The sequence below is a fragment of the Paracoccus indicus genome (genome assembly GCF_003056335.1).
In the GTDB taxonomy this organism is placed as follows: domain Bacteria; phylum Pseudomonadota; class Alphaproteobacteria; order Rhodobacterales; family Rhodobacteraceae; genus Paracoccus; species Paracoccus indicus.
The window spans coordinates 165042-178145 of record NZ_PYWA01000001.1 but is presented as its reverse complement, the minus strand read 5'-3'; the positions used below and the strand labels follow the sequence as shown (position 1 = coordinate 178145).

The window sequence follows — 13104 nt, the reverse complement described above, 5'->3', positions numbered from 1 at the left end:
CTAATCATGGTGTCCTCGATACCCTCTCAATAAGAACATTAAGCGAACATGCGCATACTGCACAAGCTTCACCCCTATTGCCAATCCTAGATCGAAATTTGGCGATTGCCAACTTTAGAGATTGACGTTTGGCATTTGCCAACATAGCTTTTGATCCTATCGCAACCCGATGGAGATCACGGCCATGCGCCCGACCCTGAACCTGTCCCTTCCTGTGACGCCTGCCGCTGTCGCCGATGCGATGGCGCTCGTGGCGTCGCCTGATCTGGCTGCCCGCCTGCCCGAAAGCATCCGCCGCATGGCATGGCTGGTCGCCGCCAATCACGCGGGCTTCCGCATCGTCCAGCGACGCAGCGCGGCGAACGTTACGCGGAGGCCGCTCTGATGGATGTGCGCGACAAGATCGATGACAGCCCGGATGGGGCAGGGGGCCACCTGCCCATCGACCTGCCCGCCGTCGACAGCTTTCCCGATCCGTTGCGCCCCGTGCTGACCAAGGGCGACATGCTCGCCTTCATGGCTGGAATTCTGGGAACATTCTGCGGCGGTGCCTTCGTCTGGTGGATCTTCGCATGAGCCCGCGCAGCATGGCCCTGGCGGCGTTCATCAAGCACGATTGCGATCTGCACGGTTGGTCCCGCAGCGCGGCCCAAATCGCCGAGGATTTGTCCAGCCGGTATCCCGCCGCCAGTGCTTGGAACCTGTCTGGCCGCCACGTTGCGCGGGTTCTGCGCGAAAAGAATTGGACCGACAGGGCGCGCAGCAGCCGCACCGAACGTGGCGCGGACATCGAACAGACCCTGCACGGCATGGCCGATCCGACCGAACTGAGGTTCAGCGCATGACCATCCTCGAAAACCTGCCAATTCGTCCTGACATCCTCGGCAAGCTGATGACCGAAAACCTGATGCTGCATCAGCGCGTCAAGGACGCCCTTCACCCTGCGGAAAGGAAGCCGGAATGACCAACGCCACCAGTCAGAAAATGCCTATTCGGCTTAGCGCCGATGAACGCAACGAGATCACCGCCGCCATGGTCGGCGTCATCGACCGCTACTGCGGCCTTGACCCGATTGACATGCCGCTGGCCCGCGAGCTTGGCGCCGAATGCTGCCGCATCATCGAGGCGCGTGATCGGAGTGTGAGGGGTCGCCAGTCATGAGCCGCCGCCCCGGTCCCATCAAGCATGGCACGATCTACGCCTATAAAGGCCGCGGGTGCAGGTGCAGTGCCTGCCGAAAGGCGAACCGCGACACGTGCCGGGTCGAGCGCCGTCGCAGAGGTGTCCTTCCGCTTGGCAATCCCTGCCAGCTGCGGGGCAAGGCCTTCGCCAGCCAGGTGAAGGCAGCCTTGGCCGCCGGCAGGTCGAAAAGCACGATCTCCTATCACCTGAATCAGCATGGCAACCTCGATCGGCTTGGCGCAAAGCCCGGCAGGCCAAACACCAGCCGCTGCAAGCCGGTTCGCGTCGGCAGCCATGAATGGCCGTCACAAAGCGCGTTGGATCGGGCCTTGGGCGTGCCCGCCGGAACGGTGTCGCGCTGGATCGACGCGGGCAATCTCGACACCCTTGCGGGCGCCGTGATGCGGATGAACCTGCAGGGGAAGGCAGCGTGACCGCCCTGCGCATCTTGATCGCTTGTGAGACGTCCGGCGTCATGCGCCGCGCTTTTGCCGCGCGCGGCCACGACGTCTGGTCCTGCGACCTGCTGCCGGCCGAGGATGGCAGCAACCGCCACATCCGGGGCGACGTGCGCGAGATCTTGGACGATGGCTGGGATCTGATGGCCGTGATGCATCCGCCGTGCACGCGCCTGTGCCGGTCTGGCCGCCGGTGGATGTCTGGTCCCGGCAAATGGACCCAGCCCAAGCAGCTGCCGAAGGGACGCACGGTTGAGTGCATGAGGGCAGAGTTCGAGGAGGGCGTCAGCTTGTTCATCGACTGCTGGCGCGCGCCTATCGAACGCGTGGCGATCGAGAACCCCGAGATGAACGACCTTGCGCGCGAACGGATGCCGTCTGACCTGCCAGCCCCGCAGATCGTCCAGCCTTTCTGGTTCGGCGAGCCGGCCTACAAGGCGACAGGCTTCTATCTGAGGGGCCTCCCATCGCTGACGGCTACGAACCGCCTGCCCGAGCCAGAGCGAGGCAGTGATGAATGGAAAGCGTGGAGCGCGATCCACCGCGCGCCTCCGGGGCCAAATCGTTGGAAGATCCGCAGCCGCACCTTCCACGGCGTGGCTGATGCGTGTGCCATTCAATGGGGCGGTCATGCCGCCGAAGCTAAGGAGATGGTTGGATGACCGTACGACCTTACACCCCTGAAATGTTGGCCGATCGTTGGGATTGCAGTGGCGAGACGGTCCGGGCCATGATCCGTAGTGGGACCTTGCCCGCTTTCCGAGTCGGTCGGATGATGCGGATAACGGCGAAGGCGGTAGAGGATTACGAATGCGGGATTATCGGATCGGACGTCTCAAAGGACGATTCGTCGTCATGTGGAACGACGAGGACGGAACCCGGCGACGTTATCGCCTTGAGGCACACACGCAGAAGGATGCCGAGCGCGAAGCCCGGGACCTGATCCTTCGCCTGGCCGCGCCACCGACTGGTGTGACGGTCGAGCAAATATGGATGGCCTATCAGGCCGAAGTCGAAGGCCGGCGCCAAGCGGCGAAACTCGCGCAGGTTGGCAAAAACGTCCTTCCCGTATTCGGCCACCTGACACCGGAACAGATCACGGTGGATGATTGCCGTCGCTTCATGGCCGGGCGACGCCAGGCTGGCCGCAAGGATGGCACGATCCGCACGGAAATGGGCTGTCTGCGCACGGCACTATCTTGGGGCGTCAAGTCCAAGCTGATCCGCAGCGCCCCGCGGATCGAAATGCCGCAGACCCCACCACCGCGCGAACGCTATCTGGACCGCGATGAACTGGTCCGGCTGCTGGCGGCTACTGGAGATCCTCACATTCGCTTGGCGATCTTGCTCATGGTGACGACGGCCGGGCGGATCGGCGCTTTGCTTGAGCTCACCTGGGATCGCGTCGATCTGGACCGTAGACTGATCAAACTAGCCACGAATGACATAGGGCCGAAGAAGGGTAGGGCGACCGTGCCAATCAACGGCACCCTTATGGCTGCACTCCAGTCAGCCCAAGAGGCGGCGCTGTCGCGTTACGTGATCGAATGGGGCGGCCGACCAGTCGGGTCGATCAAGACAGGGTTCAATGCTGCGGTGAAGCGGGCAGGGATTGAACACTGTACGCCCCATGATTTGCGTCGGACTGCAGGACGATTGATGGCTGAAGCAGGCGTCCCAATGGAAGAGATTGCTCAGTACCTAGGGCATACCAACCCTTCTATAACGCGCTCAACGTATGCTAGGTTTTCGCCCACATATTTACGCGCCGCCGCCGGTGCATTGGAAGTGGGGTAAGTACTTAAATTTTTTGTATAAGTGAGACTACGAAGATCATTAATGTGTCCATTAGTTAGGTGAAGACTAGCTGAAGCTCCGTGCGGATCATCAATAAGTCTTCCTCATTCATTTCGACCTTTGCCACCGCAATAGCATGAGCATCATTTGCCGGTACCGTGCCTGCCTCGGGCGCGGGGTCATCCAAGACCGCCAAGGCCTGAACTTCATTAGGTATCACTAGAGAACGAATTCTTGATGCATCGCTAACCAGTATCTTTTCGAAGCATTCGCCCGGCTTAATTTGGCATATTGCTGAGGCTTGAGATGTTTGGAACTCTTCGTCCATATACTGCAAGCGAAATAAAGAAAGGCCGCGCTGCTTCACATCGGTTTCTCCAAAGCAGCAAGGCTTCACAGATCCATCCTTGCGTACATGCCTAGGATTGCACACTACCCTGCCAACCGCTTCAGTGTGGTCGACGGGGCCATAAACAGTGTTGTGAGCCGGTTCGCTCTCGTCCCGAGGCGCTGACCAAGTCATAAAAGTCTCAAATATTCTTTAGAGCGTCGATAAGGTCCTGAGGCAAGGTCATTGAATTCGAGGTCTCCGAACCGCGAACCAGCTGTTCATGCGTTCTAGCGTAGTAGCTCATTCGGCCATTTCGGAAACTTACCGTTGCTAGGCCACGTTCCGATTTCCAGTACCATTCTGCCTGTCCATCCTCGGTGGCACCCGCGCTAGGTTCCGAAACGGAACTTGGGAGGCGGGCCAAGAACGCAAGAGCATCACCTATAGTTTGGCGAGGTATTCCAACGCTATCGTTGCCATCCCAACCATCCGACAAACCAAAATACGACTCCATTTCCATCCGAGCTTGTCTCCGCAAAGGCGACCAAGCCGCGACAATCGGCGCGTTCGCCCTAACTACCTCAACGTTTCGAGGAGAAGCATGGGTGGAGTTTGGTAAACATACCGTTAAGACTACCAACGCTCCTGCAAGCGCCTGGACGCCTGTTGCATTTGATACAGATCTGGGCGGGGCTGGGTAGCCTCGTGCAATGGTAAGTGCATGTGAAACCGTTGGCTCATGTCGCGAGAGGGCGTGATCACCATCGGCCAACACAAATCCTAAGCTTCCGTTGTTCGGTGCAAACGTTTGATACATGACACTCACTCACCTAGACTTACTTTTCCGACCATTCCGTCGCTTAGCAGCGTTCTCATCAACGCCTTAAGTTCAAGATGGAGATCAGAAAATGTTTCTTCAATCTGCGCCAGTTCATTTTTGATAGCAAACTTGGCGTTGACTGGCGTAGCACAATCGCGCCTTAACGTAGCATCGCATCTTACATGAGCCGCGCCATTTAGATCTTCCAAACCATCAAAATGAACTTTTTTCAGGGTTCGACCGGCAATGCCATTATCGCCTTGCTCGAACCATCCGGAATATTGGTGCCACAGGTGACTTGATCGATCAAATATTGCAGCAGGAAGCTCTCTACAGTTGTCTCTGAGCAAATCAGAAATCTGATATTCCTCAATAGGCCCTTCCCAAGCGAAGGCATTTATATACTGCAAAGAGATACTGTTTATATGTTGGTCGCCGCCAATATTTGCGGAATTCAGTGCCGATCTAAGTAGGCGAATTGAGGTCGGGCAGACATTTCGCCAGCCGTCGTAAACTAGACAATTGACCACAGCGATGTTGTTCTCGAACATCATTCGCCATGCAACTTGGCCGTTTCGTTGAAAGCTCTCGAAGGCGACGCCATTCCCAGGGGTCCACACAGGCGTGCCGCCGTTATCCATAGTGAGTTTGTGTGTCTGGGTTTTGGAGGATCTGGGAAGATCATCTTCCCATTCGGGATGTGCAGCTTCGATTTTTTGAAGTTCTTCACCGCTCCAAGGCCGAGAGAAGGCGAGTTCAAAAACCACCTCTATGATAGCATGATGGCCTGCAACGGGACTAAAGGACATCAGTGTTCTCCCCAATCAGCGGCCTGCCTGCCGTCATCAAAACCCTAGAGCGCCGCATAGTCCAATTCTAGTGGTCATGTAAACTAGATCGAATTTGGCCCCCTCAGTTGGTTCGGTGAACCTAAGGGCAAATCCCTAAGAAGCTGTTGTATTCTTATAGGCTGTTGATTTCATTGGTGACCCCGACAGGACTTGAACCTGTAACCTGCCCCTTAGGAGGGGGCTGCTCTATCCAGTTGAGCCACGGGGCCGCCTGAGGCGACGTTTAACGGGCCGGGCGGGGTTTTGGCAAGCGGCAGCTTCGTCACGGTTGTCGCTGCGTGATGGTTTCGCTAACATCGTCGGACCCATTTGAAGAACCGGTCCCATGATCCCCACACGCCCGCGCCGCCCTCTGACCCTTCGTGACGTGTCCGAGGCATCGGGCGTCTCCGAGATGACCGTCAGCCGCGTGCTGCGCAACCGCGGCGATGTCTCGGCCGCGACGCGCGAGAAGGTGCTGACCGCGGCCAAGATGCTGGGATACGTTCCCAACAAGATCGCGGGCGGGCTGGCCAGCCAGCGGGTGAACCTGATCGCGGTGGTGATCCCCTCGCTGTCGAACCTGGTCTTTCCCGACGTGCTGGGGGGCATCTCGGCGGAGTTGGACGACACGGGCCTGCAGCCGGTGATCGGCGTCACCAACTATTCCCCCGCGCGCGAGGAGATGGTGCTCTACGACATGCTGTCCTGGCGGCCCTCGGGGGTGATCCTTGCGGGGCTGGAACACAGCAAGGCATCGCGTGCCATGCTGCAGAACAGCGGCATCCCCGTGATCGAGATCATGGATGTGGACGGCGAGGGCATCGATACCCTGGTCGGCATCAGCCATATCCGCGCGGGCCGGGAAATGGCCGACCGCATCCTGGCCGCAGGCTATCGCCGGATCGGCTTTGTCGGCACCCATATGCCCGAAGACCACCGGGCCCGCAAACGCCTGCTGGGCTTCGAGGAAGGCCTGTCGCGGGCCGGCGTCCAGCTGGAGGCGCGAGAGTATTATCAGGGCGGATCGTCGCTGCTGAAGGGCCGCGAACTGACCGAACGCATCCTGTCGCGCGCGCCGGAACTGGATTTCCTCTATTTCTCGAACGACATGATCGGGGCGGGCGGGCTGCTGCATTGCATCGACAAGGGCTATGACGTGCCGGGACGGATCGGGCTGGCGGGTTTCAACGGTGTCGATCTGCTGGACGGGCTGCCGATGCGGCTGGCCACGACCGATGCGCGGCGCGTCGATATCGGGCGGCGTGCGGCACGGCTGGTCGCGGGCAAGGATGCCGGCCCCGAGGACCGCATCATCGCGCTGAACCCGACCTTCATCCCCGGCGACACCATCCGCGATCCCGGATCGCGCGCGCCTTTGGACCGCGACATTCCAGCCTGATCGCAACGGCTTGTGGTAAGGCCCGCAGGCCCCTATCTGTCAGCCATGGATATTCCGTTTGTCAGCCGCCTGATGTCCCGCCGGCCGCGTATCGCGGTCATTCGCCTCTCCGGCACCATTGGTGGATCGGGACGGGGGGGCGGTCTGAACGACGCCGCCCTTGCCCCCATGATCGAACGCGCCTTCCGCAAGGGCAAGCCCGTCGCGGTGGCCTTGATCGTGAATTCGCCTGGCGGATCGCCCGTCCAGTCATCCCTGATCGCCGCCCGCATCCGTCGTCTGGCGGATGAGCGCGACATCCCCGTCCATGCCTTCGTCGAGGATGTGGCCGCCTCGGGCGGGTATTGGCTGGCCTGCGCCGCGGATCATATCTGGGCCGATGACAGCTCGATCCTGGGGTCGATCGGGGTGATCTCGGCCGGGTTCGGCTTCAACCAGCTGATCGAGCGTTGGGGGATCGAACGGCGCGTGCATACGGCGGGTGCGTCGAAATCGACGCTGGACCCCTTCCGCCCCCAGAACCCCGAGGATGTGGCACGGCTGCATGCCATCCTGGAACCCATCCACGAGGCCTTCAAGGCCCATGTCCGCGACCGCCGCGGCATGCGGCTGGCGGGTGACCGCGACCTCTTCACCGGCGAATTCTGGGCCGGGCGTCAGGCGGTGGAACTGGGGCTGGCCGATGGCATTGCGCATCTGGTGCCCAAGATGAAGGCGTTGTTCGGTGACAAGGTGGCCTTCCAAGTGCACGGCATCCGCAAGCCCCTGTTCCGCCGCCTTGGCCTTTCGGCCGAGGCGCTGATCGATGCTGCCGAGGAACGCGCGGCCTTCCAAAGCTTCGGCACCCGCGGATGAGCATTCGCATTGTTCTTCTCTTTCTGCTGGTCATGGTGGTCATGGCGCTTGTGCGCGGCCCGGCCTTTCGCCGGACGCTGAGGGAATATCTGGGGATCGGACGTCGTGATCGTTGACATCTTGCTTGTGCTGGGCGGACTTGCCCTGCTGGTTCTGGGCGGCGACCTGCTGGTGAAGGGGGCCGTCAACCTAGCCCTGCGGCTTGGTATCACGCCTTTGGTCGTGGGTCTGACGGTGGTGGCCTTCGGCACCTCGGCGCCAGAGTTGCTGGTGTCGCTCTCGGCGGCGCTTGGCGGGTCCAGCGGCATCGCGCTTGGCAATGTCGTCGGGTCGAACATCGCAAACGTGCTGGTGATCCTTGGCTTTACCGCGCTTGTATCCGTCATCACCACCAAGGGGCACGACCTGCGCGAAAGCTGGGCGATGATGATGGGGGCCTCGGTCCTGCTGATCGGGCTGGCGGTGACGGGGCGGATCGGCATGTGGGGCGGCATCGTCCTGCTGCTGGCGCTGGCCGCCGTTCTGTGGCGTCAATTGTCCACAGGCCGCGTGGACGAGGATGAGATCGAGGGCGCCGAACCGGGTGCCCGCGGGTTTCGCATCGCCTTGTGGCTGGGTGGCGGGCTGATCGCCCTGCCGCTTGGGGCGAACCTGCTGGTCAACGGTGCCACGCAGATCGCGCAGGAATTCGGCATCAGCGACACGGTCATCGGGCTGACGCTGGTGGCCATCGGCACCTCGCTGCCCGAACTGGCGGCCTCGGTTGCGGCGGCGCTGAAGGGGCGGGCGGACATGGCGCTTGGCAATGTGGTGGGGTCCAACATCTTCAACATCCTTGCAATCCTGGGCATCACCTCGATCGTGACGCCGCTGCCGATCCCGCCCGAGATGTTGCGTCTGGACCTCTGGGTGATGCTGGGCACCTCGGCCCTGCTGGCACCCTTCCTGTTCAAGGGGATCGCGCTGACCCGCCCGGTGGGGGCCGCCCTGCTGGCGGGTTACGCCGCCTATGTCTGGGTGCTGCTATGAGCGTCGCGCTGATCACCGGGGCCGCAAAACGGCTTGGCCGCGCGATGGCGCTGTATCTGGCCGAGCGTGGCCATGACATCGCCATCCATTACGCCGGTTCGCAGGATGAGGCCGAGCGCACTGCCGCAGATGCCCGCGCCCTTGGCGTGGCTGCACGGACCTTTCGGGCGGACCTCTTGGATCCCGATGCCACGGCGGCGCTGGTCCCGCAGGTGGCGCAGGCGATGGGTCAGCTGGGCGTGCTGGTCAACAATGCCTCGATCTTCGATTACGACAACATCCACAGCGCGACGATGGCCGATTGGGACCGCAACATCGGATCAAACCTGCGCGCGCCCTTCCAGTTGATCCAGGCCTTCGCGGCCCAGGCGCCCAAAGCCCAGCCCGACGAGAACGGCGAACCGCAGGCAAAAGCGCTGGTGGTCAACATGGTCGATCAGCGCGTCCTGAAACCCACGCCCGAGTTCATGACCTATTCGCTGGCCAAGGCGGGGCTGTGGTCGCTGACCCGAACCGCCGCGCAGGCGCTGGCCCCCGACATCCGCGTGAATGCCATCGGCCCCGGTCCGACGCTGATCGGGGCCCGTCAAAGCCAGGCGCATTTCGACGCGCAGCGGGCGGGTACCGTCCTGAAGCGCGGTTCCGACCCGCAAGGCATCACGCAGGCACTTGGCTATTTCCTGGACGCACGGGCAGTGACAGGTCAGCTGATCTGTGTGGACGGCGGGCAACATCTTGCCTGGCAGACCCCCGACATCATCGGCCGCGATTAGGACCGAAACGGGCCGTTCGCTGCATCTTGTCCACCCGAACCGGTCAAGCGCCTATATCTTGCGAAACGGAGGGCCGATTTCTATCCACAACGGCGTTGAATAATAATTATCCAATGAAATCAAGGGCCTTTGTAATTGCTTAAATTGCAGGCAGTTTCACGGAACTGTAACGTTTGCTGGGCGACTCGGCTATCCCTCACAGGTGGCCCACAGAATTATCCACAGATTCCGTGGAAAGCTTTCGCCTTGCACCGGCATCCCGGAACTTGCAGCAGCCCCCCAGAATCACTTTCTTAGCGACATGACCCAGAAAACCGGCCACGACCTGATCCACGACTATCTTCGCACCATCGACGGCAGCCCCGGCGTCTATCGCATGCTGGATGCGAACCAGGCGGTGCTCTATGTCGGCAAGGCGCGTGATCTGCGGGCACGGGTGTCGAATTACGCCCGGCCCTCGGGGCATTCGGGACGCATCGCGCGGATGATCCGCGAAACCGCCAGCATGATGTTCCTGACCACGAACACCGAGACCGAGGCCCTGCTGCTCGAACAGAACCTGATCAAGCAGCTGAAGCCGCGCTACAACGTGCTGCTGCGCGACGACAAGTCGTTCCCGAACATTCTTGTGGCCAAGTCGCATGAATACCCGCAGATCAAGAAGCATCGCGGAGCGCGGTCCGAGAAGGGTGATTATTATGGCCCCTTCGCCAGCGCGGGTGCGGTCAATCGCACGCTGACCCAGTTGCAGCGGGTCTTCCTGCTGCGCAACTGCACCGACAGCACCTTCGAATCGCGCACGCGCCCTTGCCTGCTGTTCCAGATCAAGCGCTGCAGCGGTCCCTGCGTAGGGCGGATCAGCGCGCCCGATTACAACGCACTGGTCAATGACGCGGAACGTTTTCTGCAGGGCAAGTCCACGACCATCCAGGCCGACCTCAAGACCGAGATGGCCCAGGCCGCCGAGAACATGGAATACGAACGCGCCGCCGCGCTGCGTGACCGCATCAAGGCGCTGACCGCTGTGCAATCGGTGCAGGCCATCAACCCCAAGGGCGTGGCCGAGGCCGACATCATCGCCCTGCACATGGAAGGCGGGCAGGCCTGCGTGCAGGTCTTCTTCATCCGCGGCAATCAAAGCTGGGGCAACCGCGATTTCTATCCGCGCCTTGGCGGGGCGGAAAGCCCGGATGAGGTGATGCAGGCATTCATCATGCAGTTCTACGACGACAAGCCGCCTCCCCGGCTGATCCTGCTGTCCCACCCCGCCGAAGACCCCGATCTGACCACCGAGGTGCTGTCCGAACGCGCAGGCCGCAAGGTCGAGGTCCTGGTCCCGCAGCGTGGCGAGAAGTCCGAACTGGTCACCAACGCCACCCGCAACGCCCGCGAAAGCCTGGCGCGGCGCATGTCCGAAAGCGCCACCCAGATGCGCCTGCTGGAGGGCGTGGCCGAGGCCTTCGATCTGCCCGCAGCCCCGCGCCGGATCGAGGTCTATGACAACAGCCATATCATGGGCACCAATGCCGTCGGCGGCATGATCGTCGCCGGCCCCGAGGGCTTCATCAAGAGCCAGTACCGCAAGTTCAACATCAAGGGGACCGAGATCACCCCCGGCGACGACTTCGGCATGATGAAGGAGGTCCTGACCCGCCGCTTCGCCCGCCTGCTGAAGGAAGACCCCGACCGCCAGTCCGAGGCCTGGCCCGACCTGCTGCTGATCGACGGCGGCGCCGGTCAGGTCAGCGCCGTCCACGAGATCATGGCCGAGATGGGCGTCGAGGACATCGCCATGATCGGCGTCGCCAAGGGCCAGGACCGCGACCACGGCAAGGAAGAGTTCCACCGCATCGGCCAGCGCCCCTTCGCCCTGCGCATGAACGACCCCGTGCTCTATTTCCTGCAGCGCCTGCGGGACGAGGCGCACCGTTGGGCCATCGGCACCCATCGCGCCAAGCGCGCCAAGTCGGCCATGGCCAACCCCTTGGACGAAATCGCGGGCGTGGGGGCGGCCCGCAAGCGCGCACTGCTGACTCATTTCGGCAGCGCCAAGGCCGTGGGCCGCGCCGGTCTGGCCGATCTGCAGGCGGTGGACGGCATCTCGGCGGCCATCGCGCAGAAGGTCTATGACCATTTCCACGTCAAGGGCTGAGCGCAGGGCCGCGTTGTCGGACAACAAGTTGATGACGGCGGCTGCCTTGCCTCTTTCAAACCGTCGCGGCAGGGACTAGCTTGCGGTCATGCGCTGGACCCTTCCGAATATCCTGACCCTTATGCGTCTCTGCGCGGCCCCGGCCGTGCCGTTGATGTTCCTGTATTTTCAACGGCCTTGGGCGGATTGGGCGGCACTGACGCTGTTCCTGCTGGCGGCTGTCACCGATTGGTTCGACGGCTACCTTGCCCGCGCCTGGAAACAGGAAAGCCGCTTCGGCGCCGCCATGGACCCCATCGCCGACAAGGCCATGGTGGTGATCGCGCTGGTCGTCATCACCGGCTATTCCGGCATGAACCCCTGGCTGATCCTGCCCGTGACCGTCATCCTGTTCCGCGAGGTCTTCGTTTCGGGCCTGCGCGAATTCCTGGGCGACAAATCCCGCAAGCTGGCCGTGACCAATCTGGCCAAGTGGAAGACCACGCTGCAGATGGTGGCCATCGCGGTTCTGTTTCTGGGCACCGGCCTGTCCTATGTCGCCCAAGGCCAGTCGCCGCGCGTCGGCGAGACCGGTATCATCTGGTCGGCCAGCCTTGATGCCCTGGCCACCCATGTGGGCCTGATCCTGATCTGGATCGCGGCGGGACTGACGGCATGGACGGGCTGGGATTATTTCATCAAGGCGCTGCCTTATCTGCGGGAACCGGCCAATGACGCTTGATATCCTCTATTTCGCCTGGCTGCGCGAACGCGTGGGCCAGCCGCGTGAAACGGTGACCACCGATGCCGCGACCGTTCGTGACCTGATCGCGGAACTGACGGCGGCCTCGGAAGGCCACGCCGCTGCATTTTCCGACATGGCATCGCTGCGTTGCGCGGTCGATCAGCAGCTTGCCGATCTGGACAGCCCGATCACCGACGCGCGCGAGGTCGCCTTCTTCCCGCCCATGACCGGCGGCTGACCCCATGACCGCCCGCGTCCAGACGGCCCCCTTCGATCTTGCCGCTGAAATCGACGGCTTCGGCGCGGGAGCAGGGGCCATCGTCACCTTCACCGGTGTGGTCCGCGACGATACCGGGTTGATGGCTGCGCTGGATATCGAACATTACCCCGGCATGACCGAACGCGCCTTGCAGGATTACTGCCGGCAGGCGGCCGATCGCTTCGGCCTGACCGACTGGCGCATCGTCCACCGCCATGGCCGCATCCCCGTGGGCGACACGATCATGATGGTCGCCACCGCCGCCCGCCATCGGCATGCGGCCTTCCAAGGCGCAGACTACCTGATGGACTGGCTGAAATCCCGTGCGCCCTTCTGGAAGCGCGAAATCGCGCAGGACGGCACCGCCACCTGGGTCGATGCCAAATCCACCGATGAGGATGCATTGAACCGCTGGTGATCTTCTCGGTTGCCCAAATACCCCGATCCCGCCCTTCCCACAGGAGCCAGCCCATCCGACCCGAACTGCGCCAA

Annotated in this window: 19 protein-coding genes and 1 tRNA gene; 17 read left to right on the top strand and 3 right to left on the bottom strand. The window is 61.9% G+C overall.

What is annotated here, in order from left to right:
* Positions 1-169 precede the first annotated feature (169 nt).
* From DDE75_RS00925 to DDE75_RS00890, 9 genes are read left to right on the top strand one after another with little or no spacing between them, the layout of a single operon-like run.
* Positions 170-385 carry a hypothetical protein gene (locus DDE75_RS00925; protein ID WP_108500510.1) on the top strand — a complete coding sequence of 72 codons (216 nt, stop codon included), beginning with the start codon at positions 170-172 and terminating at the stop codon, positions 383-385.
* The gene (locus DDE75_RS00920; protein WP_108500509.1) at positions 385-576 is read left to right on the top strand and encodes a hypothetical protein; all 192 of its coding nucleotides are present in this window, start codon (positions 385-387) and stop codon (positions 574-576) included. The genes DDE75_RS00925 and DDE75_RS00920 overlap by 1 nt, the downstream gene beginning before the upstream one ends.
* Positions 573-845, top strand: a complete 273-nt coding sequence (locus DDE75_RS00915) for a hypothetical protein (protein ID WP_108500508.1) — start codon at positions 573-575, stop codon at positions 843-845. Before DDE75_RS00920 ends, DDE75_RS00915 begins: the two co-directional genes overlap by 4 nt.
* A complete protein-coding gene (locus DDE75_RS17730) occupies positions 842-964 on the top strand; it encodes a hypothetical protein (protein WP_272482557.1) in 123 nt (40 codons plus the stop codon). The genes DDE75_RS00915 and DDE75_RS17730 overlap by 4 nt, the downstream gene beginning before the upstream one ends.
* The gene (locus DDE75_RS00910; protein WP_108500507.1) at positions 961-1161 is read left to right on the top strand and encodes a hypothetical protein; all 201 of its coding nucleotides are present in this window, start codon (positions 961-963) and stop codon (positions 1159-1161) included. The genes DDE75_RS17730 and DDE75_RS00910 overlap by 4 nt, the downstream gene beginning before the upstream one ends.
* Positions 1158-1616 (top strand): hypothetical protein, encoded by a 459-nt coding sequence (locus DDE75_RS00905; RefSeq protein WP_108500506.1) that lies wholly within the window; start codon positions 1158-1160, stop codon positions 1614-1616. Before DDE75_RS00910 ends, DDE75_RS00905 begins: the two co-directional genes overlap by 4 nt.
* A 41-nt stretch (positions 1617-1657) precedes the next feature.
* Positions 1658-2302 (top strand): hypothetical protein, encoded by a 645-nt coding sequence (locus tag DDE75_RS00900; RefSeq protein WP_108500869.1) that lies wholly within the window; start codon positions 1658-1660, stop codon positions 2300-2302.
* Positions 2299-2583, top strand: a complete 285-nt coding sequence (locus DDE75_RS17825; protein WP_108500505.1) for a helix-turn-helix domain-containing protein — start codon at positions 2299-2301, stop codon at positions 2581-2583. Before DDE75_RS00900 ends, DDE75_RS17825 begins: the two co-directional genes overlap by 4 nt.
* Positions 2496-3437 carry a tyrosine-type recombinase/integrase gene (locus tag DDE75_RS00890; RefSeq protein ID WP_418304163.1) on the top strand — a complete coding sequence of 314 codons (942 nt, stop codon included), beginning with the start codon at positions 2496-2498 and terminating at the stop codon, positions 3435-3437. Before DDE75_RS17825 ends, DDE75_RS00890 begins: the two co-directional genes overlap by 88 nt.
* A 55-nt stretch (positions 3438-3492) precedes the next feature.
* Here the strand turns inward: DDE75_RS00890 and DDE75_RS17155 are convergent, their stop codons facing one another.
* The 3 genes from DDE75_RS17155 to DDE75_RS00880 form a co-directional block, all read right to left on the bottom strand.
* A complete protein-coding gene (locus tag DDE75_RS17155; RefSeq protein ID WP_162798850.1) occupies positions 3493-3804 on the bottom strand; it encodes a hypothetical protein in 312 nt (103 codons plus the stop codon).
* 786 nt (positions 3805-4590) lie between these two features.
* Entirely contained in the window at positions 4591-5397 is an 807-nt protein-coding gene (locus DDE75_RS00885) for a TIGR04255 family protein (protein WP_108500503.1), read from the bottom strand.
* Between the two features lie 174 nt (positions 5398-5571).
* Positions 5572-5648: transfer RNA gene (locus tag DDE75_RS00880), tRNA-Arg, on the bottom strand.
* 116 nt (positions 5649-5764) lie between these two features.
* Here DDE75_RS00880 and DDE75_RS00875 point away from each other — a divergent pair.
* From DDE75_RS00875 to DDE75_RS00840, 8 genes are all read left to right on the top strand, one after another.
* A complete protein-coding gene (locus DDE75_RS00875; protein WP_108500502.1) occupies positions 5765-6820 on the top strand; it encodes a LacI family DNA-binding transcriptional regulator in 1056 nt (351 codons plus the stop codon).
* Positions 6821-6865: 45 nt separating this feature from the next.
* Positions 6866-7675 carry a S49 family peptidase gene (locus tag DDE75_RS00870; protein WP_108500501.1) on the top strand — a complete coding sequence of 270 codons (810 nt, stop codon included), beginning with the start codon at positions 6866-6868 and terminating at the stop codon, positions 7673-7675.
* A gap of 105 nt (positions 7676-7780) precedes the next feature.
* A complete protein-coding gene (locus tag DDE75_RS00865) occupies positions 7781-8704 on the top strand; it encodes a calcium/sodium antiporter (protein ID WP_108500500.1) in 924 nt (307 codons plus the stop codon).
* Entirely contained in the window at positions 8701-9477 is a 777-nt protein-coding gene (locus tag DDE75_RS00860; RefSeq protein ID WP_108500499.1) for an SDR family oxidoreductase, read from the top strand. The genes DDE75_RS00865 and DDE75_RS00860 overlap by 4 nt, the downstream gene beginning before the upstream one ends.
* Before the next feature lie 301 nt (positions 9478-9778).
* Complete coding sequence (uvrC, locus tag DDE75_RS00855) at positions 9779-11629, top strand: excinuclease ABC subunit UvrC (RefSeq protein ID WP_108500498.1); 1851 nt, start codon at positions 9779-9781, stop codon at positions 11627-11629.
* A gap of 88 nt (positions 11630-11717) precedes the next feature.
* The gene (pgsA, locus tag DDE75_RS00850) at positions 11718-12350 is read left to right on the top strand and encodes a CDP-diacylglycerol--glycerol-3-phosphate 3-phosphatidyltransferase (RefSeq protein WP_108500497.1); all 633 of its coding nucleotides are present in this window, start codon (positions 11718-11720) and stop codon (positions 12348-12350) included.
* Positions 12340-12591, top strand: coding sequence for a molybdopterin converting factor subunit 1 (gene moaD, locus DDE75_RS00845; RefSeq protein ID WP_108500496.1), 252 nt, complete (start codon positions 12340-12342; stop codon positions 12589-12591). Before pgsA ends, moaD begins: the two co-directional genes overlap by 11 nt.
* A 4-nt stretch (positions 12592-12595) precedes the next feature.
* Entirely contained in the window at positions 12596-13030 is a 435-nt protein-coding gene (locus DDE75_RS00840; RefSeq protein WP_108500495.1) for a molybdenum cofactor biosynthesis protein MoaE, read from the top strand.
* The last annotated feature ends 74 nt before the right edge of the window (positions 13031-13104 follow it).